A 21,918-nucleotide genomic window follows, 5' to 3' on the forward strand; every position below is an offset into this window, starting at 1 on the left:
GTTGAATTCGTGGGGCTGATTATGACAGCCGTGATTTGGAAAAGGACTTGCCGTACGTCAGATACATATAGCGCAAGGTCAGATACAGCACGGCCAGGGCCAGCTCGACGCTGTTGTGCATCATCGGCATGGCGCGGATGGCCGGGGCGTGGCCGGCCAGCACGAAGCTGGCGAGGGACGGCACCAGCACCACCGGCCAGATCGTCTTCCATTTGAAATCGGTGGGGGAAAACAGCAGGCCGGCGCACGACCAGGCATACAGCGCTGCGCCCACGAGGGCGGCCGGCAGCAATTGCAAATACAGTTGCAACAGCAAGCCCGCACAGCCGATCAGCCATGCCGCGCGCAGGCGGGGCAAGAGCGCCTCCGGCCCGCCGCAATCGCCATACAGGCCGGTGGCGCTGCGCAGGGCCAGCGCCGCCAGACAAAACATCATCGGCATGGCGTCGCCGATGGCCAGCGCAGACTGGCCCTTGCCGCTCATGAACATGGCGGCGAACAGCGACATGCCCAGGACCAGGAGCAGCAGCATGCCATGCAGCAGCTGGCGGTTCATCGCATACGCGAGCAGGGCCGACGCGCACAGGCCGCCCGCAGTGACGAGGCGCATGGTGTCGCTGCGTTCGGGCAGGAACAGCATCAGCGCCAGTACGAGGTAGGGCACGATCCAGCCCAGTTGCCGCAAGCCGGGCCGCTGCCATAGTACGGGCAGGCGGTCCTGCAGCGCGTCCTGCAGCGAGTCGAGCCGCGCGAACAGGGGTGCCGGCCAGCGCAAGGCATGCATGGCCAGCACGGCAAAGGCCAGCGCCTGGAAGCCGAGCAGGCTGACATAGGCGGCCGCGTCGCCGAGCTTGAAGCCGGCCGCATCGAGCACGCCCGCGAGCATGAAGTGCAGCACGAAGCCCAGGCCGCCCGACGCGAGCGCCGTCTGCTTGAAGTAGCGTTTGCCATGCACGGCGTGTTCCCACTGCTCGAACAGGTCCGTATCGAGCTTGTAGGCCAGCATCTCGCCATGCTGCCAGCGTATCGCGTGCAGCAGTTCGCGCAGCTGCAGCGTGAATTTTTGGTCGAACAGCTGGCGCGCATAGGCGCTTGGTGCCTGCTGCGACATGATGCAGTCCAGGCCCGGGTAGCTGTCGCGGTTGTCGCTGAAATGGGCGAACGAGCGGTCCGCCCGGTAGCGCTGCACGGCACTGCGCACCAGGTCCGCATGGCTGCGCGCCAGATAGGAAAAGTCGTGGTCCCAGCCCAGCTGCTCGAACAGGGCGTGGCGCAGCGCCGGGTCATAGCCGGCGCTGGCGCAATAGCGCAGCGCGCACAGCTCGAATTCCTCGCGCACGTCGAGGTTCAGCATGGCCTCGTCCTGCAGCATGCGGGCCAGCGCGTCGCCCGCATCCGCATGCCGCATCCATGCCAGGCAGCCTTGCCACAGATTGGCCGCTTCCTGCGCCGGATCGGTGGCGAGCACGCCCCATAGTTCCGGCGGCGGTGCCTGGTCCTGGGCTATGACGCCCCACAGTTCCGCAGGCGCCTGCTGCGCGGGCTCGTCGATGACGCCCCACAGGTCGGCCGGTTCCATGGGCGGCGCTTCTGGCGCTTGCGCCACCGCCGCTTCGGCCGCTTGCGCTTCCGGCAGTTCATCAGCAAACAGGTGCGCATGGCGCAGCGCGTATTCATACGCTTCGCGCAGCTCCTGGAAGGCGGCCGGATCGTCTTCGGGCCGCGTCACCTTCAGGCGCTTCGCATACGCGCGCTTGAGGGCGCGCTCGTCGCCGGTCGGCTCCGTGCCGAGGATCTCCCACAGGCCGCGCTGGCCGTTGTGCATGCCGCCGTCCATTTACAGGAAGCTCTCGCTCTCGACCTGGCGCAACACCTCGTCGAGCGCCTGGCGCGCCTTGCGGATGGTGGCCGGGTCCTGCGTTTCCAGCGCGGCCTGGAAATTGGCCGTGTGCGCCGCCAGGTACTGGCGCACGTCGCCCAGCGACTGTTCATACAGGCGGTCGGCGCGCGTGACGAGGGTGCGGTTTTCCATCTGCTCGCGCGGGTGGATCTTCAGGTCGGCCAGTTCCGCAAAGCGCTGCTCGATCTGTTCCGGCGTCATCACGCCCGCATTGTCGCTGATGATCATCTTGTGGCGTTCCTGCGTGGCCAGCACCGTCACTTCCGCTTCCAGCACGCCGCTGACGTCGTAGGTGAAGCGCACGTCGATGCCGATCTCGCCCGCCTTTTTCGCGGGGATCGGGAAGCTGATCTTGCCCAGGAAGACGTTGTCGGCCACCAGGCGCGACTCGCCCTGGAAGATCGCCACGTTGATTTCCTTCTGGTTGTCGTGGATGGTGGTGATGTTTTCCGTGCGCGAGACGGGTACCACGGAGTTACGCTCGATGATGGGCAGGTAATGGCCGCCCTCATACTGGTTCGCGCCGACCTGGCGCGAAATCGAAATGCCCAGCGAATACGGCGCCACGTCCGTCATGACCACTTCGTCGAGGGCCGCGTCGCGCATCTTCAGGCCCGCCTGCACGGCGGCGCCCAGCGCCACGGCTTCGTCCGGGTCCAGGTGGATGGCGGGGAAGCGGCCGAACATGCGCGAGACGAGTTTACGCACCAGCGGCATGCGCGTGGCGCCGCCGGCCAGCACCACTTCATTCAATTCCGCCGCGCGGATGGTGGCGTCGCGCAGCGCCCGTTCCACGGGCAGGCGCAGGCGGGCCAGCAGCGGCTCGCACAATTGCGCCAGCTTGTCTTCGCCGATCTCCCAGCTGTATTCCTTGTCCTGGTAGCGCGTGGCCATGCGCACGGACGGCTGGTCCGACAGCAATCGCTTGACGCGCTCGGCTTCGTCGCGCAGCAGCTGCTGCTGGCGCGGGTCGAGCAGGCGGCTGCCGACGGCGTCGCGCAGGCCGCTGCCTTCCATGAAAGCGTCGACCAACACGGTGACGAAGTCTTCGCCGCCCAAAAAATTGTCGCCGGCCGAGGCGCGCACTTCCATTACGCCTTCGAACAGCTCCAGGATCGACACGTCGAACGTGCCGCCGCCCAGGTCGAAGACGAGGAATTTGCTTTCCTGTTCCTTGTCGCGGATGCCGTAGGCCAGCGCGGCGGCCGTCGGCTCGTTGAGCAGGCGCTCCACGCGCAGGCCCGCCAGCTGGCCGGCGATGCGCGTGGCCTTGCGCTGCGCATCGCTGAAATACGCGGGCACGGTGATGATGGCTTCCTCGACCTTGTGGCCGAGGAAGGCTTCGGCATCTTCCTTCAGCGCGCGCAGCACCATCGACGACAGTTCTTCCGGGCGGAATTGCTGCGTGCCGAGGGTGATCTTCTTTTCGCTGCCCATGTAGCGCTTGAAGACGGCCGCCGTCAGCTGCGGGTGCGTCTGCAGCCGTTCGCGCGCGGCGCGGCCGACCAGCACGGTGCCGTCGTCGTCGATGCTCACGCATGACGGCGTCAGGTGTTCACCGAGCGCATTCGGGATGATGGAAGCCTTGCCGTCGCGCCAGATGGCGACCAGGCTGTTGGTGGTGCCCAGGTCGATGCCGATGATCATCAGATATCCGCCTCCGCCTCATTGCCGTGTTCCTCGATCCAGGCGCGGCGTCCTGCCGCCTCGCCCTTGCCCATCAACATATTGAAGCGCAAGGCCGAGGCCATGTGGTCGATTTCGCCGAGCGTGACGGGCAGCAAACGGCGCGTGTCCGGGTTCATCGTCGTTTCCCACAGCTGCTCGGCGTTCATCTCGCCCAGGCCCTTGAAGCGCGAGATCGACCAGGCGCCCTGTTTCACGCCTTCCTTGCGCAACTTGTCCTCGATGGCCAGCAGTTCGCCATCGTCGAGCGCATAGATTTTCTGCATCGGCTTCTTGCCGCGCGCCGGCGCGTCCACGCGGTACAAAGGCGGACGGGCGATGCAGATGTGGCCCTTGTTGATCAGGACGGGGAAGTGCTTGAAGAACAGGGTCAGCAGCAGTACCTGGATGTGCGAGCCGTCCACGTCCGCGTCCGACAGGATGCAGATCTTGCCGTAGCGCAGGCCCGACAGGTCGGGCGAGTCGCCCACGCTGTGCGGATCGACGCCGATGGCCACCGCGATGTCGTGGATCTCGTTATTGGCGAACAGGCGGTCGCGGTCCGTTTCCCACGAGTTCAACACCTTGCCGCGCAGGGGCAGGATCGCCTGGAATTCCTTGTCGCGGCCCATCTTGGCCGAACCGCCCGCCGAGTCGCCCTCGACGAGGAACAGTTCATTGCGCGCGATGTCCGACGATTCGCAGTCGGTCAGCTTGCCCGGCAACACGGCCACGCCCGAGGATTTTTTCTTTTCCACTTTTTGCAGCGAGCGCTGGCGCGACTGCGCCTGCTTGATCACGAGCTCGGCCAGCTTCTTGCCGTAATCGACGTGCTGGTTCAGCCACAGTTCCAGCGGCGGCTTGGTGAAGGTCGACACGAGGCGCACGGCGTCGCGCGAATTGAGGCGTTCCTTGATCTGGCCCTGGAATTGCGGGTCCAGCACCTTGGCCGACAGCACGAACGATGCGCGCGCGAACACGTCTTCCGGCAGCAGTTTCACGCCTTTGGGCAGCAGCGAGTGCATCTCGACGAAGTTTTTCACGGCGCCGAACAGGCCGTCGCGCAAGCCCGATTCGTGCGTGCCGCCATTCGAGGTGGGAATCAGGTTGACGTACGATTCGCGCACGATGGCGCCTTCTTCCGTCCAAGCCACGACCCAGGCCGCGCCTTCGCCTTCGGCAAAGCCTTCCGAGTCCGGGCCAGCGTATTGCGCGCCTTCGAACAGGGGAATCAGGGTTTCGCCGTTCGATACCTGTGCCAGCGTTTCGGTCAGGTAGCCGCGCAAGCCTTCCGCGTACTGCCACGTTTGCGTGTCGCCCGTCTTCGCGTTGGTCAGCGTGACGGTGACGCCCGGCAGCAGCACGGCTTTCGAGCGCAGCAGGCGTTGCAGTTCCGTTTGCGAGATGTTCGGCGAATCAAAGTATTTCGCATCGGGCCAGGCCGTGACGCGCGTGCCGGATTTTTTGCCGTCGCGCGGGGCGGGGCGGGAACTCAGGGGCTCGATCACGTCGCCGTTGGCAAACACCATGTGGTGCAGGCCGTTGCCATCGCTTTCCTTGCGCCAGACGGTGATTTCCAGGCGCGTCGACAGTGCATTGGTGACGGACACGCCGACGCCGTGCAAGCCGCCCGAGAACGCGTAGGCGCCGCCCGAACCCTTGTCGAACTTGCCGCCCGCGTGCAGCCGCGTAAACACGATTTCCACCGTCGGCACGCCTTCTTCCGGGTGCAGGCCGACGGGAATGCCGCGGCCATTGTCTTCGACGGTGATGCTGCCATCCGTGTTCTGCGTCACGGCGATATGCGTGCAATGACCGCCCAGCGCCTCGTCGGAGGCATTGTCGATCACTTCCTGAATGATGTGCAGCGGATTTTCAGTGCGGGTGTACATCCCCGGGCGCTGCTTGACGGGTTCCAGTCCTTTCAGGACACGGATGGATGATTCGCTGTAGTCGGATGCTGGTTTTTTAGTGGCCATACGTGTTCAAGCTAAGTAAAGACAGTGGTTGGAACGCCAGGCCAGGGCACTGCGGGACGCAATGACAGCGGCGGCGATAACTGTATGAATATACAGTATATCCCGTCCAGCGTCACTGGGGGAGGGCAGTGCGGCAGGCTTGGCGTCCTTGTGCGGACGCTCGCGCATTCTATCTTGTCCGGCGAGCAATAGCGCTACTCCAAGGCAACAACAGTGCGCCGCGCGCGTGGTTTTGCGCCCATTGTGATGGATTTTATGCGGTAAAGCCGCCTTTTTTACATCTTGTTTACAGCTGCCTTCCCAGTCTTTACGAATTTTTTAGACCCTTTTGGCTAATCTGCTCACTATCAAAACAAACCTGAATGAGGGTGGGAATGGATCTCGTATATCTCGGCTTGATTGCCGTGTTTTTCGTCGTGGCGGCCGGCTTTGCCGTCGCCTGCGACAAATTAGGGAGCGTCAAATGAACGCGTTTTATGTGCTGGGCGCCGTCGTCTCAGCCGGCCTGCTCGTGTATTTGCTGGTGGCGCTGCTGAAGGCGGAGGAACTGTGATGACGACGCAATCGATATTGTTGTTGGTGGCCTTCCTGGCCGTGCTGCTGGCCGCCGGCTATCCGCTGGGCCTGTACATGGCCAGGGTGGCCGGCGATGGCCCCGTGCGCGGCCTGGGCTGGCTGCAAAAACTGGAAAACCTGCTGTACCGCTGGTCCGGCCTGCCCGCCGACAAGGCCATGGGCTGGAAAAGCTATGCCATCGCCCTGATCGTGTTTAACACGGTGGGCGCCGTCTTCGTCTACGGCCTGCAGCGCCTGCAGGGCTTCCTGCCCCTCAATCCCCAGGGCCTGGGCGCCGTCAGCCCCGATTCCTCGTTCAATACCACCGTCAGCTTCGTCGCCAACACCAACTGGCAGGGCTACGGCGGCGAACAGACCATGAGCTATCTGACGCAGATGCTGGGCATGGCCTGCCAGAATTTCTTTTCGGCGGCCACCGGCATCGCCGTGATCTTCGCGCTGGTGCGCGGCTTCGCCTCGCGCTCGGGCAAATCGATCGGCAATTTCTGGGTCGACCTGGTGCGCTCGACCCTGTACATCCTGCTGCCGCTGTCCCTGGCCCTGTCCGTCGTCTTCATGGGCGAAGGCATGATCCAGAATTTTTCCGCCTACAAGGAAGTGACCCTGCTCGACCACGTGGCGTATGAGACGCCGAAAACGACGGCCGACGGCCAGCCCGTGCTGGACGCCGCCGGCAAACCCGTGATGGAAGCGCAAGTGGCGGCCACGCAGACGATCGCCATGGGCCCCGTCGCGTCGCAGGAATCGATCAAGCTGCTGGGCACGAATGGCGGCGGCTTCTTCAATGCCAATTCCTCGCACCCGTACGAAAACCCCACTGTGCTGTCGAACTTCCTGCAGATGCTGGCCATCTTTATCATTCCCGCCGGCCTGTGCTTCACGTTCGGCCGCATGGTGGGCGACATGCGCCAGGGCTGGGCCGTGCTGGCCGCGATGACCCTGATCTTTGTCGTCATGACGGCCGGCGTGATGAGCGCCGAGCAGCAGGCCAATCCGGCGCTGCAGGCGCTGGGCGTGGATCAGCAGGCCAGCAGCCTGCAATCGGGCGGCAATATGGAAGGCAAGGAAACGCGCTTCGGCATCAGCTCCTCGACCCTGTTCGCGGCGGTGACGACGGCCGCGTCGTGCGGCGCCGTCAATTCCATGCACGACTCCTACATGCCCCTGGGCGGCATGGTGCCGCTGCTGCTGATGCAGTTCGGCGAAGTGATCTTCGGCGGCGTGGGCACGGGCCTGTACGGCATGCTGATGTTCGCCATCCTGGCCGTCTTCATCGCCGGCCTGATGATAGGCCGCACGCCTGAATACCTGGGCAAGAAAATCCAGGCGTATGAAATGAAGATGGTGTCGCTGGCCATCCTGATTACGCCAGCCCTCGTATTGACGGGCACGGCGATCGCCGTGATGGTCGAACCGGGCAAGATCGGCGTGGCCAATCCGGGCGCCCACGGTTTCTCCGAGATCCTGTACGCCTTCACGTCGGCGGCCAACAACAACGGCAGCGCGTTTGCCGGCCTGTCCGCCAACACGCCGTTCTACAACGTGATGCTGGCGATCGCCATGTGGTTCGGCCGCTTCGGCGTGATCGTGCCCGTGCTGGCGGTGGCCGGTTCGCTGGCGGCCAAGCAGCGCCTGTCGGCCAACGCCGGCACCATGCCCACGCACGGCCCCATGTTCATCGGCCTGCTGATCGGCGTCGTCGTGCTGGTTGGTGTATTGAATTACGTTCCCGCGCTGGCCCTGGGCCCGATCGTCGAACACCTGCAACTTTTCATCAAATAAGAGGCTACCATGTCACGCACAAGCCTGACTTTGTTCGATTCCGCACTGATTGGCCCCGCCATCGTCGATGCGTTCAAAAAACTCGACCCCCGCACGCAATGGCGCAGCCCCGTGATGTTCGTCGTCTATGTCGGCAGCATCATCACGACCTTGCTGGCGACCCAGGCCGGGATCAGCGGTGGCCAGGGTGAAGCGCCGTTCGGCTTCATCGTCGCCGTCGCCGTGTGGCTGTGGTTTACCGTGCTGTTCGCGAACTTTGCCGAAGCGCTGGCCGAAGGCCGCAGCAAGGCCCAGGCGGCTTCGCTGCGCGCCCTCAAGCAGACGGTGATGGCGAAGAAAATGCAGACGCCGAAGTACGGCACTTCCTGGCTGCCCACGCCGGCGACCGACCTGCGCAAGGGCATGACGGTGCTGGTCGAGGCGGGCGACGTGATTCCCGCCGACGGCGAAGTGACGGCCGGCGTGGCCTCCGTCGACGAAAGCGCCATCACGGGCGAATCGGCGCCCGTCATCCGCGAATCGGGCGGCGACTTTTCCGCCGTGACGGGCGGCACCCGCGTGCTGTCGGACTGGCTGCTGGTGCGCGTTTCCGTCAACCCGGGCGAAGCCTTCATCGACCGCATGATCGCCATGGTCGAAGGCGCCAAGCGCCAGAAGACGCCGAACGAGATCGCCCTGACGATTTTACTCGTCGCCCTGTCGATCGTGTTCCTGATCGTCACCGTGACCCTGCTGCCGTACTCGCTGTTTTCCGTGGCGGCGGCCGGCAGCGGCACGCCGGTGACGATCACCGTGCTGATCGCGCTGCTCGTGTGCCTGATTCCGACCACCATCGGCGGCCTGCTGTCGGCCATCGGCGTGGCCGGCATGAGCCGCATGATGCAGGCCAATGTGATCGCCACCTCGGGCCGCGCCGTGGAAGCGGCCGGCGACGTGGACGTGCTGCTGCTCGATAAGACGGGCACCATCACCCTCGGCAACCGCCAGGCGTCGAGCTTCGTGCCGGCGCCCGGCGTGACGGAACAGCAGCTGGCCGATGCGGCGCAGCTGGCCTCGCTGGCCGATGAAACGCCGGAAGGGCGCAGCATCGTCGTGCTGGCCAAGCAGAAGTTCAATATCCGCGAACGCGAGATGGCCAGCCTGCACGCCACATTCGTCCCGTTCACGGCGCAGACGCGCATGAGCGGCGTGGATATCCCGGGCGAACAGCAGGTGCGCCAGTTGCGCAAGGGCGCGGCCGATTCCATGAAAAAGTATGTGGAAGCGCTGGGCCAGCCGTATCCGGCCGAGGTGGGACGCGCCGTCGACGACATCGCGCGCCGCGGCAGCACGCCGCTGGTGGTGGTCGACGACGGCCGCGTCATGGGCGCCGTGGAACTGAAGGATATCGTCAAGGGCGGCATCAAGGAGCGCTTCGCGGAATTGCGCCGCATGGGCATCAAGACCGTCATGATCACGGGCGACAACAAGCTGACGGCGGCCGCGATTGCCGCCGAAGCGGGCGTGGACGATTTCCTCGCCGAAGCGACGCCGGAAGACAAGCTCAAACTGATTCGCAGCTACCAGTCCGAAGGCCGCCTGGTGGCGATGACGGGCGACGGCACCAACGACGCGCCCGCGCTGGCCCAGGCCGACGTGGCCGTGGCCATGAACTCGGGCACGCAGGCGGCGAAGGAGGCGGGCAACATGGTCGACCTCGATTCGAACCCGACCAAGCTGCTGGAAATCGTTGAAATCGGCAAGCAGATGCTGATGACGCGCGGTTCGCTGACGACGTTCTCGATCTCGAACGACATCGCCAAGTACTTCGCCATCATCCCGGCCGCCTTCGTGGGCACCTATCCGCAATTGAAGGCGCTCGACATCATGCATTTGGCCAGCCCCGCCTCGGCCATCATGTCGGCCGTGATCTTCAATGCCCTGATCATCGTCGTGCTCATTCCGCTGGCGCTGAAAGGCGTGCAGTACCGGGCCATCGGCGCGGCCAGCCTGTTGCGCCGCAACCTGCTGATCTACGGCCTGGGCGGGATTATTTTGCCCTTCATCGGGATCAAGCTGATCGACATGCTGCTGTCCGCCCTCAATTTAGTCTAAAGGAACCATCATGAGCACTATCGTCCGTCCCGCCCTGGTCCTGTTTGCCGCGCTGACCGTGATCTGCGGCGTCGTCTATCCGTTTGCCACGGCCGGTATCGGCCAGCTGGCCTTCAACGATGAAGTCAACGGCAGCATCGTCGAGCGTGGGGGCAAGCCCGTCGGCTCGATGCTGATCGGCCAGTCCTTTACCTCGTCCAAGTATTTCTGGGGCCGGCCGTCGGCCACCGCGCCGATGGCCAATAACGGCGCCGGTTCGGGCGGCTCGAACCAGGGGCCGACCAATCCGGCCCTGGTGGACGCCGTCAAGGCGCGCATCGCCGCCCTGCAGGCAGCCGATCCCGGCAACCGCAAGCCGATCCCCGTCGACCTGGTGACGGCGTCGAGCAGCGGCCTGGACCCGGAAATCAGCCTGGCGGGCGCCTTGTACCAGGCGCCCCGCGTGGCCCGCGTGCGCGCCGTGCCGCTGGCGCAGGTGGAAAACGCCATCGCCAAGGTGCAGAAAACCGCATATATCGGCTTTTTCGGCGAACCGCGCGTAAATGTGCTGGAACTGAATCTGGCGTTGGATGCCATGGCAAAGTAAGCTGGCAAAGGCGTGCAGGTCGGTATCGTGCACGGCTTGGCCAATGATGTCGTCGGATGACGCGCTTGCGCGCTAATCCGACCTACTTGACGCCATGGCAAAATAAGGCGCAGGTCGGCGTAGGTCGGCTTAGCGCAGCGTAAGCCGACATCACCCATAGCCCCAGCCAGGCCAACGATGTTGTCGGATTACGCGCGCCCTTCGGACGCGCTAATCCGACCTACAATGCCCAAGAAGATTAAAATACAACATGCTCCCCAACGACAGCCAACGCCCCGACCCTGATGCCCTGCTGGCGCAAGTGCAGGCGCAGGAACAGAAAGCCGCGCGCGGCCGGCTGCGCATCTATTTCGGCGCCTCGGCCGGCGTCGGCAAGACTTACGCGATGCTGGCGGCCGCCCGCAAATTGCTGGCCGACGGCCAGGACTTGCTGGTGGGCGTGGTGGAGACGCATGGGCGCCAGGATACGGCGGCCCAGCTGGACGGCTTGCCCGTGCTTCCGCTCAAAGCCATCGAGTATCGGGGCAAGATCCTGTACGAGTTCGACCTGGACGAGGCCCTGCGCCGCGCGCCGCCGCTGATACTGATGGATGAACTGGCCCACTCGAACGTGGCCGGATCGCGTCATCCGAAGCGCTGGCAGGATGTCGAGGAATTGCTGGCGGCCGGCATCGACGTGCTGTCGACCGTGAACGTGCAGCACCTGGAAAGCCTGAACGACGTGGTGGGCGGGATCACGGGCGTGCGCGTGGCCGAGACCCTGCCCGACACGGTGTTCGACCGCGCCGATGAAGTGGTGCTGGTCGATATCCCCGCCGATGAACTGCTGCGCCGCCTGAAGCAGGGCAAGGTGTATCAGCCGCAGCAGGCCGAACGCGCATCGCAGCATTTTTTCCGCAAAGGTAACCTGATCGCCCTGCGCGAACTGGCCTTGCGCCGCACGGCGGACCGGATCCAGGATGACGTGCAGGCCTACCGCGTCGAAAAATCGATCAACCCCGTATGGAAGACGGGCGCCGCGCTGCTGGCCTGCGTGGGACCGCACGCGGGGGGCGAACACGTGATCCGCAGCACGGCGCGCCTGGCCAGCCAGCTGAACGCGGAATGGCACGCGCTGTACGTGGAAACGCCGCGCTTGCAGCGCTTGCCGGCGGGCCAGCGCGAACGCATCCTGAAAACCCTGAAACTGGCGCAGGACCTGGGCGCGCGCACGGCCATTGTGCCGTCCGCCGACATCGCCGGCGCCGTGGTCGAGTATGCGCGCGGCGCGAATATCTCGAAAGTCATCGTGGGCCGTGGCCGCGGCCGTGCGCTGGCGCGCCTGTGGCAGGCGCCGCCGGCCGCCCGCATGGCCAGCCTGGCGCCCGATATCGATTTGATCGAGGTGGGCTTGCCGCCGGCCGATGCGGCGCCCCGGCGCGCGGCGGGCGACGACGCGGACGCGCCGCGCCGGCCCGCGCGTCACTGGCGTTACATCCTGGCCGCCGGCGCCAGCCTGGGCACGGCCCTCGCCTCGGTGCCGCTGCAGCCCTACCTGGACCTGGCCAACATCGCCATGCTGTCCCTGCTGACGGTGGTGCTGCTGGCCGTGCGCCTGGGGCGCGGGCCGGCGGCATTGGCCAGCCTGGTGGGCGTGGCCTGCTTCGATTTCATCTTCGTGCCGCCCCGTTTCTCGTTTGCCGTGGGCGATTTCCAGTATGTGATCACGTTTGGCGTGATGCTGGCCGTGGGCCTGATCACGGGCCACCTGACGGCCGGTCTGCGCTTCCAGGCGCGCGTGGCCTCGCACCGCGAAGCGCGCGCCCGAGCCTTATACGAATTCTCGCGCGAATTGTCCGGCGTGCTGCAGACGGAGCAGATTTTCGACATCACGAAAAGCGCCATCGAACGGGCGTTCCGCGCGCGCGCCACCTTGCTGCTGCCCGATGACGAGGGCAACTTGCAGGCCGCGAACGGCGGCGAACCGCTCGATATCGGCATCGCGCAGTGGGCCTTCGACCATGCGCAGGCGGCGGGGACGGGCACCGATACCTTGCCGGCTTCGCCCATTTTCTACCTGCCGCTGATCGCGCCGATGCGCACGCGGGGCGTGCTGGCGCTGCTGCCGCTCGATGGCGCGCAGCGCGGTCGCTGGCTGCTGGTGCCGGAACAGCGCCAGCACCTCGATACTTTTGCCGCGCTGGCGGCCATCGCCCTCGAACGCGTGCACTACATCGACGTGGCGCAGGGCGCGCTGCTGCAGATGGAATCGGAGCGGCTGCGCAATTCGCTGCTGGCGGCCCTGTCGCACGACTTGCGCACGCCCTTGACGTCGCTGGTGGGCCTGGCCGAATCGCTGGCGCTGTCCCGGCCTGCGCTGTCGCCTGCGCAGCTGGACATGGCGCGCTCGCTGCAGTCCGAAACCGTGCGCATGAGCGCCCTGGTGGCGAACTTGCTGGACATGGCGCGCATCGAGAGCGGCCAGGTGCGCCTGAATTTGCAATGGCAGGCGCTGGAAGAGGTGGTGGGCAGCGCGCTGCGCGCCAGCGGTCCGCAATTGCAGCAGCACGCCGTGCAGACGCAGCTGGCGCCGGACCTGCCGCTGGTGCGCTACGACGCCGTGCTGATCGAGCGCGTGCTGTGCAACCTGCTGGAAAACGCGGCCAAGTACACGCCGCCGGGCAGCACCATCACGGTCGCCGCCGGCGTGCACGGCCAGTTCCTGCAGGTGACGGTGCTTGACGATGGCCCGGGCCTGCCGCCCGGCCGCGAAGAAGCCATCTTTGAAAAATTCACGCGCGGCGAGCGCGAATCGAACAAGCCGGGCGTCGGGCTGGGGCTGGCCATTTGCCGCGCCATCGTCGAAGCCCACGGCGGCACCATCCACGCGCAGCCCCACACGCCGGGGCAGGGCGCCGCCATCGTCTTCAGCCTGCCGCTGGGCACGCCGCCGGCGCCGCCGGAGATCGAGCTCGATGACGCCAACGACCATGAAACAGGAAAACCAACATGAACGAACCTTCCGCCACCGCCTTGCTGGTCGAGGATGAACCGCAAATCCGCCGCTTCGTGCGCGCCGCGCTGGAAGACGAGGGCTGGCAGATTTTCGAGTCCGCCACCATGCAGCGGGGCTTGATTGATGCCGGCACGCGCCGGCCCGACCTGATCGTGCTGGACCTGGGGCTGCCCGACGGCGACGGCATCGATTTCATCGCCGACATCCGCAAATGGTCGGCCGTGCCCATCATCGTGCTGTCGGCGCGTGTCGACGAGCAGGACAAGATCCGCGCGCTCGATGCCGGCGCCGACGACTATCTGACCAAGCCGTTCGGCGTGGGCGAGCTGCTGGCCCGCGTGCGCGCCACCCTGCGCCGCCAGCGCCAGCCCGCCGCCAGCGATGATGGCGTGGTGCAGTTCGGCGACGTGCGCGTCGACCTGAAGGACCGGCTGGTCACCCGCAACAAGCAGCTGGTGCACATGACGCCGACGGAGTTCCGCCTGCTGTCGGTGCTCGTGAAGAACGCGGGCAGGGTGGTCACCAATCCGCAGCTGCTGCGCGAAGTGTGGGGGCCGTCGAACAGCGAGAATGGCCATTACCTGCGCATCTACATGGGCCATCTGCGCCAGAAGCTGGAAGCCGATCCGGCCCAGCCGCAGTACCTGCTGACGGAAACGGCCGTCGGTTACCGCTTGCTCCTGCCGCTCTAACACCTGATATTCCCCTGTTGGAAAACAGGCGCCGCGCGCGCCGGGGGGACGCTTTACTTTAAATTTTTGCAGCGAATTTTTGCAGCGGCGGGCCAGCTGCGCCATGTTGGCAAAGGCCCATACCACCCATGAAGAAGAAAAAACCATGAATAAAATGCTACTTGCACTTGCCGTCGCCACCTCCTTGACGGGCAGCCTGGCCCACGCGGAAGAGGCCAAGCCCGACAATGAAGTCAGTTTCAACGTGGCCGGCGTGTCGGACTACCGTTACCGGGGCATCTCGCAGACGCGCCTGAAGCCCGCGCTGCAGGGCGGCGTCGATTACGTCAATAACCCGACGGGCCTGTATGCAGGCGCCTGGGCTTCCACCATCAAGTGGACCAAGGATGCGGGCGGCAGCGGCGACGTGGAAGTCGATCTGTATGCGGGCAAGCGCGGCCAGTTGGGCGGCGATGTTGGCTATGACGTGGGCGTGCTCGCTTATGTGTATGCGGACAACGGCTTGAAGCACATCGCCGGCCTGGCCGACGCGGATACGCAGGAAGTCTATGGCCAGCTGTCTTACGGCCCCGCCTATATCAAATATTCGCACGCCGTCTCGAACCTGTTCGGCATCGTCAACAGCAAGAACAGCGGCTACCTCGATATCGGCGCGACGATCGACCTGACGAACGGCTGGACCGGCAACCTGCATGCGGGCCACCAGAAAGTGAAAAACAATGATGCATCGAGCTACACGGACTGGAAAGTGGGCGTCACGCGCGACTTCGGCTTTGTTTCGGGCGCGCTGGCCGTGATCGGCACGAACGCGGACAAGTCGGCCTATGCCTCGCCCGTGAATGGCAAATTCATGGGCAAGACGGCGCTGCAGCTGACGCTCAGCAAGACGTTTTAATGGACTGAGTTGACTGAAAGGAGAGGCGGCGCATGCGCCGCCTTTTTTTGCGCCACGGGGTCAGACCCGTCGGGTCTGACCCCAGCTGTCGAGAGCTATGCTGCGCGGTGATGGTTGTCGAAAACGGCGCAGTACAGCTGCCCCAGACCGACCACGCGGGCGGCTGGAATCTGCGCGGCCAGGGCATGGGCGGGCGCCGCCTGCGTGTCCGTTGCCAGCAGCACGCGCAGGTCAGGATTGACGCTGCGCGCGTGCGCGATGCGGCGCGCCAGGCCCGCCTGCGCGCCGGCGTCGACGACGCCGGCTAGCGGCACCACCAGCACGCGCGCGGCGATCAGGGCCGAGCGGCTGCCCATGGAGTCGCGGCCTTCGCTGTCGATGACGATGTCGTGGTAGCAGTGCACCAGGTGCTCGAGCTCCGGCTGCAAGCCCTTGGCGCTGATGGCGCGCGCCATCAGGCGCGGCCGCGTCAGGCTGCCGTGCATGGCACCGTCGTGCAGGTTCCTGGCCTGCGCCATGGCGCCCTGGCGCGGATCGGCATCGAGCAGCAGCACCTTGCGGCCGGCCAGCGCGCGCGAGGCGGCCAGCCGTCCGGCCAGGATGGATTTCTCCATCCCTCCGCGGTCATCCGTGATAGCGATGATCATCTTGGCGCACGGCTGGCATGATGTTGGCAGGGGAAACCAGCTGCAGCAGACAGCCTTCGCGCGGCGCCTCCCTGTCGCTGCAGGTCCATACGGGCAGTTCCAGCAGGGGTTCGAGTGCTTCTGCCAGGGCGGCCTGGCCGGCGGCCGACATGGGCGTCATCGGCAGGCGCAATGCGTCGCCTACCTTGCCCTGCATGGCCAGAGCTGCCTTGACGGGAGCGGGATTCGGTTCGGCAAACAGCAGGCGGATGACGGGCAGCATGGTCTTGAACAGGGCGCCCGCGGCGCCGTGGTGGCCCTGCCTGACGAGGTGGTACAGCTGCGCATACAGGTCGGGACGCACCTGGGCGGCGGCCGACATGGCGCCGTGGCCGCCCATGGACAGGCTGGCCAGCAGCAGCGCATCGTCGCCGCACAGCACATCCAGACGCGTGTCGAGCAGCAGTTCGCCCAGCTGCTGCAGCTTGCCGCCCGCTTCCTTGATGGCGACGAAGTGCGAGTCGCGCGCCAGCAGTGCCGCCGTTTGCGGTTCGATATTGACGCCCGTGCGGGCCGGCACGTTGTACAGCACGATGGACTGGTCGGTGGCGGCGGCGATGGCCTGGAAGTGGCGCACGATGCCGTCCTGCGAAGGGCGCACATACGCTGGCGCCGAGACCAGCAAGCCGGCCAGCGGATGGTCGTTGTAGCGCTGCACGGCGGAGACGACGCTGCGCGTATCGCTGCCGCCTATCCCCATCACGACGGGGAAGCGGGGGCCGACGGCTTCGAGCACGCTGTCGAGCAGCATGCCCTGTTCCGCGGCGCTCAGCATGGCCGCTTCGCCCGTGGTGCCGCACACCACCAGGCCATCGATGCCGCTGGCGGCCAGTTCGCACGCGAGCTGCTGTGCCGCGTCGAAGTCGATGTCGCCATCGCCGTCGCAAAATGGCGTGACCATCGGCACCCAGATGCCCTGGAAGTGCGCGGTGATGCGCGATGACGACATCGCCTGCTCGCAGGAGTACTGGTTCATAGCGATTTCCCCTGGCTGATGCGGCCAAATTCCGCCGCCGGCAGCAGGCGCATGACGGCATCCATGGTCAGGCGCAGGGCCGGTTCCGTGACGCACAGCCAGACTTTCATGCGCTCGGCATGATCGACCGCCTCGACGCGCATGAACGACAGCATGCCGCCGCAGGTCCTGACGACCAGCCGGCGCAGCTCGGCCAGGCAGGCTTTGTCGACCGTGATATGCATGAGGAAGGTGGGCAGGCGGGGGGTGCGGTGGGGCAGCGCTTGATGCGATGGCATGCGTGAATGGGGTTCCATGGTGGCTTTGCAGCGGTGGTTGAGGTACGTTCAAGATTAGCAGCGGGGGCGTAAAGATTCTCTAAAAAGCGGGGCCCCCGGCGTAAACGGGCTGTATGCAGGCGGCGTGAGTGTGTTGCGCAGAGGCCCCGCGCGTGGGCTTTTGTTACAAAATTGAATCGTGCTTTCGGGGGAGGAGGTTTATATTGAAAACGTCTCCGCTTTCAGTCAGCCTTGCCATGTCAGACGAAAAAGATCCCCAGCAGCCCCCATCCACCGATCCCGCAGCGCCAGCGCCGTCCCGGCCCGACCGGGTAGGCCGCCGGGCGCCCGATGATGAGCACCGTGCGCGCGACGCCGCCCCCCGCTATTTGAAGGATAACGACACGCCGCTGGCGCTGGCCTGGCGGGTGATCTCGTCGCGCTACCGTTCCATGCGCGACAAGGCCAGCCGCGATTTCATGCGGCGCACCCTGCGCATCGGCATCTCGGCGCGCATTTTCCACCCCGAGCCGGGCGCCACTGGATTGCGCAGCAAGAACCTGCAATACCTGGAAGAGTCGATTGCCCAGTGGGTCATGTCGCGCGACGTGCTGGTGTTCATGATCCCGACGGTCAATACCAGCGGCCAGCTACACCCGAGCAATATCACCCTGCGCCACTATGCGCGCCACCTGGACGGCCTGGTGCTGCAAGGCGGCGCCGACGTCTCGCCGCAGACGTATTCCGAGGCGGCCACGCGGCCCGAATGGAACGGCGACCGCGCGCGCGACCTGTACGAGCTGGAACTGCTGCACGAATTCGTCGATGCGGGCAAACCCGTGCTGGGCATTTGCCGCGGCTGCCAACTGATCAACGTGGGCTTTGGCGGCACCCTGTACCAGGACATCGCCTCGGACGTGGAAGGTGCGGCCTCCCACGTCAACGACCTGTATGACCGCCACCGCCACACCATCGTCTTCCCGAAAGGCTCGTCCCTGGCGGGCATGTTTCCGAAGGCGGGCGAGGCACTCGTCAATTCCATCCACCACCAGTCGGTCAAGGATCTGGGGCGCGACGTCACCGTGGAAGCCTATTCGCAAGGGGACAACATCGTCGAGGCCATCCGCTACCAGCGTGCCCGCTTCGTCATGGGCTTGCAGTGGCACCCGGAATTCCATTCGGCGGGCGGCGTCGAGCTGCTCGATTGCACGCCCATCCTCGATAACTTTTTGCGCGCGGCGCGGGAGACGCGGTTTTGAGTACGCATCTGATCCGCCGGCGCGCCGTGCTGGCCGGCCTGCTGGCGCTGCCCCTGGCGGGCTTGCGCGCGGCGCCGCGCCCGCATGAAGGCGCGCCGCCGTTTGCGCTGACGTCCGCCGCGCGCGCACGCACGCTCAAGGCGCGGGTGGCGCCGGCCATCGCCGAACAGGTGGTCAAGGCGGCGCGCAAGGACGCTGCGCGGCCCGTGCACCTGATGGCGCAGGTGCGCACGGGCGGCTTGCTGAAGGGAGAGGGCGGGCGCGAGACCAGCCAGCAGGCGCAGGAAGACTGGCGCCAGGCGCGCTTGCAGGCGCTGGCCTGGCGGCTGTCGGGCGAGATGCCGCATTTCGAGGCGGCGCGCCAGCTGCTGCTGGCCTGGAGCGGCAGCTATCAGCCCTCGTTCAGCCCTGTCGACGAGACGGAACTGGCCAGCCTGCTGATGGGATTTGACCTGGTGCAGGAGCGCTTGAACGGCGTCGAGCGCGAGCAGGTGCAGGCGTTTTGCCGCACCCTGGCGCACGGGTATCTGAGCGATCCGATCAAGGTGGGAGGCCCGTCCACGGCGCGCAACAACTGGCACAGCCACCGCATCAAGATCGGCACGGCCGCCGCGTATGTCACGGGCGACGCCTTGCTGGTCGCGCGGGCGAAGGAACGCTTCCTGGCGCATGTGCCGCGCAATATCGGCGCCGGCGGCGTGCCCTTCGACTTCGAGCAGCGCGACGCCCTGCATTACACCACCTACAGCCTGGAGCCGCTGCTGACGACGGCCCTGATGGCGCAGGCGCATGGCGACGACTGGTATGGCGCGCCGGAAGCGCGGCGCCTGGCCGAGGCGCTGGCCTGGCTGGCGCCGTACGCGCAGGGCAAAAAGACGCACGAGGAGTTCGCGAAAAGCGCCGTGCCCTTCGACCGCAAGCGCGTGGCCGCCGGCGAAAAGGGCTTTACGGGGAATTGGGAGACCAAGGGCGCCGCCAATGTGTATCTGCTGGCGGCGCGCTTCGATCCCGCTTACCTGTCCCTGGCGCTGGAATTGCGCCCGCCAGCCTGGGCGCTGGCGCTGTACGGCAGTGAGTTAAAACTTGTTGGTTAAAACTTCGTGCGCACGGTGAACATCACGTTGCGCGGTTCGCCGTAAAAGCCCGTCTGGAACAGGCCCAAGCCCGTAAAGTACTTCTTGTCCAGCAGGTTGTTCACGTTCAGGCTGGCCGTGACGTTCTTGCTGATCTCGTAGCGCGCCATCAGGTTGACCAGCGCGTAGCCGCCCTGCTTGATGCGTGAATAGTCCTCGATGGCGGGATTCCAGATATTGCCGTAGTAGCTGCTTTGCCAGTTGATGCCGCCACCGACGGTCAGCTTGTCCAGGCTGGCCGGCAGGCGCCACGATCCTTGCACGCGCACCAAATGGGCAGGCTGCGTGGTTTGCAGCATGGTGGAAAAGACATCCTTGCCATCCGCGTCGCGCACGTGGGTGTAGGTATAGCCGGCGCTCAGCTTCACATCCTGCATCACTTCGCCCGTCACTTCCATTTCCACGCCGCGGCTGGTGACGCCGTCGATGGCTCGATACGCTTCCTCGCCGTTGACTTCACCCACGGAGCTGGCCACATTGCTCTGGCGGATATGGAACAGGGACGCGCTGGCATTGACCTTGCCATCGAGGTATTCGGCTTTCACGCCCGCCTCGATACCTTTGCCGCGCACGGGGGCGAGGAAGTTGCGGTTCACATCGCGGTTGCTTTGCGGAGCGAAGATGCTGGTATAGCTGCCGAAGAGGGAATACGTCTTGTCGAGGTCATACACGACGCCCGCATACGGGGTGATGACGTTGCTTTCGTCGATGCGCGAGGTGATGCGTGCGGTCTTGGGGTCGAAGAAGCTGCGGTCCTGCTCCTGCCTGTAGTTGCTCACGCGCGCGCCGACGATGACGGACAGCGCGTCGGCCGGATGCAGGCGCACGGCACCATACAGGCCGCTCTGGCGCGTGCTGTCGTTGTCGTTGCCCAGACGGCTAAATGCGGGTTCCGCATACTGGCCGCGCCAGTCGAAATAGCTGCCTGCGACGGGTGGGTAGACCGATTCGTAGACGGGGCCATCCTGCTTTGCCGTCGAGGTGGAATAGCCGAGCATCGCTTCATGGCGGCGGCCGAAGGCGGTAAACGGCCCGCTGGCGTCGACGTTGACGGTGGTCTGGCGGCGGTCACCCTTGTATTTGCCCATGAAGAAATAGGCGCCTTCGCCCGTGACGGGGTCGGGATTGCCGCCGCTGGCCGAACCGAGCACGCTGTCATGCTTGCTGCGCAGCTGGTTGGCGCTCAGTGTCAGTTTCCACGCGTTGGCGAACGTGTGTTCGAGCGACGAGAACAGCGTGGTGTTCTGCATGTCGCGGCGGCTCCAGCCGGTGGCCGGGTTCCACGCGGTGGGGAAATCCGTGCGCGAGCCGTCGGCCAGCAGCACGGGGAAGCCCGTCCAGGTCGAGCCGCGCGGCTTGTAATCCTGGTGCGTAAAGCCGGCCGTCAGCAGCGTCACGGGTGTCAGGTCCGCCTCGACGATGCCGTAGGCGACGGATTTTTGCTGCGTGTAGCGGTCCAGGTAGGAGTGCTTGTCCTGATAGGCGCCGACCAGGCGGCCGCGCACCGTGCGGCTGTCGTTCAGGGGACCGGAGACATCGGCCTCGCCCCGGTAATTGTCCCACGATCCCGCGCCCAGGGTCGCCGCGCCCTCGAAGCTGGCAGTGGGACGCTTGCGCACCATGTTGACGGTGGCCGACGGGTCGCCCGAGCCGCTCATCAGGCCAGTCGCGCCCTTCAGCACTTCGATGCGGTCGTAGATGGCCATGTCGCTGTTGGTCGTGCCCCAGTCGTAGACGCCGTCATAGATGGCCGAGACGCCGTCGTACTGGAAATTGGTGACGGCAAAGCCGCGCGCCTGGAAGCTCCAGCGGTCGCTGTCATAGTTTTGCACGCTCACGCCATTGACGTTCTTCATGACGTCGGAGACGGCGTTGCTGTTTTGGTCATCCATCTGCTGGCGCGTGACGATGGTCAGCGACTGCGGCGTTTCGCGCTGCGTCAGGGCCAGGCCCGTGGCGCCGCTGGCGGGGCCGCCCGTGTAGCTGCCCGTGCCGCTGGTGGCGGCGCTGCGCTCGGCCGACGCCACCACGGTGACGCCGCTCATGACGGCCATGCCGCGGCTGTCCGCCGTGGGAGTAGTCGCGCCGGCGGGGATCTTTTGCAGCAGGTAGCCGCCATTTGCCTGCGGCACGGCTTGCAGGCCGCTGCCGGCCAGCAGCACGCGGAAACCGTCTTGTACGCCATAGCTGCCTTGCAGGCCGGCGCTGCGCAAGCCTTGCGTGGCGTCGCTGGAGAACGACAACAAAATGGCGCTGTCGCTGCCGAAGCGCGTCAGCACGTCGCCCAGCGCGCCGGCCGGAATGCTGTAGGCGCGTACTTGCCGGCTTTGCGCCTGGGCTGGCGTCGGCAGGGCCAGGGCCATGCCGATCTGCGCCAGGGCGCAGGCCAGAACGGTACGGGTAAGGAGGGAACGCGAAGCGTGGTGCATGGAATAAAGCCTTT

The 21,918-nt window shown here is 65.6% G+C and carries 16 protein-coding genes; 9 read left to right on the forward strand and 7 right to left on the reverse strand.

All coding sequences use genetic code 11. From position 1 onward, the window contains the following. Positions 1 to 19: 19 nt before the first annotated feature. The 3 genes from IGS60_RS01850 to IGS60_RS01860 are packed head-to-tail and all read right to left on the reverse strand — an operon-like array spanning position 20 to position 5,544. Positions 20 to 1,825, reverse strand: a complete 1,806-nt coding sequence (locus IGS60_RS01850) for a J domain-containing protein (RefSeq protein ID WP_230502051.1) — start codon at positions 1,823 to 1,825, stop codon at positions 20 to 22. A gap of 12 nt (positions 1,826 to 1,837) precedes the next feature. Further along, positions 1,838 to 3,547, reverse strand: coding sequence for a molecular chaperone HscC (locus IGS60_RS01855; protein ID WP_070288625.1), 1,710 nt, complete (start codon positions 3,545 to 3,547; stop codon positions 1,838 to 1,840). Further along, entirely contained in the window at positions 3,547 to 5,544 is a 1,998-nt protein-coding gene (locus IGS60_RS01860) for a DNA topoisomerase IV subunit B (RefSeq protein WP_230502052.1), read from the reverse strand. The genes IGS60_RS01855 and IGS60_RS01860 overlap by 1 nt, the downstream gene beginning before the upstream one ends. Positions 5,545 to 6,007: 463 nt before the next feature. Here IGS60_RS01860 and kdpF point away from each other — a divergent pair, with 463 nt between their 5' ends. The 7 genes from kdpF (at position 6,008) to IGS60_RS01895 (ending at position 15,164) form a co-directional block, all read left to right on the forward strand. After that, positions 6,008 to 6,097: a K(+)-transporting ATPase subunit F gene (kdpF, locus tag IGS60_RS01865; RefSeq protein ID WP_034746483.1), complete on the forward strand. Its 90-nt coding sequence runs from the start codon at positions 6,008 to 6,010 to the stop codon at positions 6,095 to 6,097. Next, positions 6,097 to 7,902 (forward strand): potassium-transporting ATPase subunit KdpA, encoded by a 1,806-nt coding sequence (kdpA, locus tag IGS60_RS01870; protein WP_070311586.1) that lies wholly within the window; start codon positions 6,097 to 6,099, stop codon positions 7,900 to 7,902. Before kdpF ends, kdpA begins: the two co-directional genes overlap by 1 nt. A 9-nt stretch (positions 7,903 to 7,911) precedes the next feature. After that, a complete protein-coding gene (gene kdpB / locus IGS60_RS01875; RefSeq protein ID WP_070224295.1) occupies positions 7,912 to 9,996 on the forward strand; it encodes a potassium-transporting ATPase subunit KdpB in 2,085 nt (694 codons plus the stop codon). Between the two features lie 10 nt (positions 9,997 to 10,006). After that, a complete protein-coding gene (kdpC, locus tag IGS60_RS01880) occupies positions 10,007 to 10,582 on the forward strand; it encodes a potassium-transporting ATPase subunit KdpC (RefSeq protein ID WP_230502054.1) in 576 nt (191 codons plus the stop codon). 250 nt (positions 10,583 to 10,832) lie between these two features. Next, the gene (locus tag IGS60_RS01885) at positions 10,833 to 13,574 is read left to right on the forward strand and encodes a DUF4118 domain-containing protein (protein ID WP_230502056.1); all 2,742 of its coding nucleotides are present in this window, start codon (positions 10,833 to 10,835) and stop codon (positions 13,572 to 13,574) included. Continuing rightward, a complete protein-coding gene (gene kdpE / locus IGS60_RS01890; RefSeq protein WP_034746496.1) occupies positions 13,571 to 14,269 on the forward strand; it encodes a two-component system response regulator KdpE in 699 nt (232 codons plus the stop codon). Before IGS60_RS01885 ends, kdpE begins: the two co-directional genes overlap by 4 nt. A 145-nt stretch (positions 14,270 to 14,414) precedes the next feature. Next, a complete protein-coding gene (locus IGS60_RS01895) occupies positions 14,415 to 15,164 on the forward strand; it encodes a TorF family putative porin (protein WP_230502059.1) in 750 nt (249 codons plus the stop codon). Positions 15,165 to 15,259: 95 nt separating this feature from the next. On the opposite strand, the gene IGS60_RS01900 is transcribed toward IGS60_RS01895, so the two are convergent. From IGS60_RS01900 to IGS60_RS01910, 3 genes are read right to left on the reverse strand one after another with little or no spacing between them, the layout of a single operon-like run. After that, a complete protein-coding gene (locus IGS60_RS01900) occupies positions 15,260 to 15,811 on the reverse strand; it encodes a ParA family protein (RefSeq protein ID WP_230502060.1) in 552 nt (183 codons plus the stop codon). Further along, entirely contained in the window at positions 15,789 to 16,826 is a 1,038-nt protein-coding gene (gene dapA / locus IGS60_RS01905) for a 4-hydroxy-tetrahydrodipicolinate synthase (protein ID WP_230502062.1), read from the reverse strand. Before dapA ends, IGS60_RS01900 begins: the two co-directional genes overlap by 23 nt. Beyond that, positions 16,823 to 17,104, reverse strand: a complete 282-nt coding sequence (locus IGS60_RS01910; RefSeq protein WP_230502065.1) for a hypothetical protein — start codon at positions 17,102 to 17,104, stop codon at positions 16,823 to 16,825. Before IGS60_RS01910 ends, dapA begins: the two co-directional genes overlap by 4 nt. Positions 17,105 to 17,340: 236 nt before the next feature. Between IGS60_RS01910 and IGS60_RS01915 the strand changes: the two genes are divergently transcribed. Beyond that, entirely contained in the window at positions 17,341 to 18,342 is a 1,002-nt protein-coding gene (locus IGS60_RS01915; RefSeq protein ID WP_230502067.1) for a gamma-glutamyl-gamma-aminobutyrate hydrolase family protein, read from the forward strand. After that, a complete protein-coding gene (locus tag IGS60_RS01920; RefSeq protein WP_230502069.1) occupies positions 18,339 to 19,436 on the forward strand; it encodes an alginate lyase family protein in 1,098 nt (365 codons plus the stop codon). Before IGS60_RS01915 ends, IGS60_RS01920 begins: the two co-directional genes overlap by 4 nt. Here IGS60_RS01920 and IGS60_RS01925 read toward each other — a convergent pair. Then, positions 19,433 to 21,904 carry a TonB-dependent receptor gene (locus IGS60_RS01925; protein WP_230502071.1) on the reverse strand — a complete coding sequence of 824 codons (2,472 nt, stop codon included), beginning with the start codon at positions 21,902 to 21,904 and terminating at the stop codon, positions 19,433 to 19,435. The genes IGS60_RS01920 and IGS60_RS01925 overlap by 4 nt on opposite strands. Between the last annotated feature and the right edge of the window lie 14 nt (positions 21,905 to 21,918).

Source organism: Janthinobacterium sp. FW305-128, assembly GCF_020858135.1.
In the GTDB taxonomy this organism is placed as follows: Bacteria; Pseudomonadota; Gammaproteobacteria; order Burkholderiales; family Burkholderiaceae_D; genus Janthinobacterium.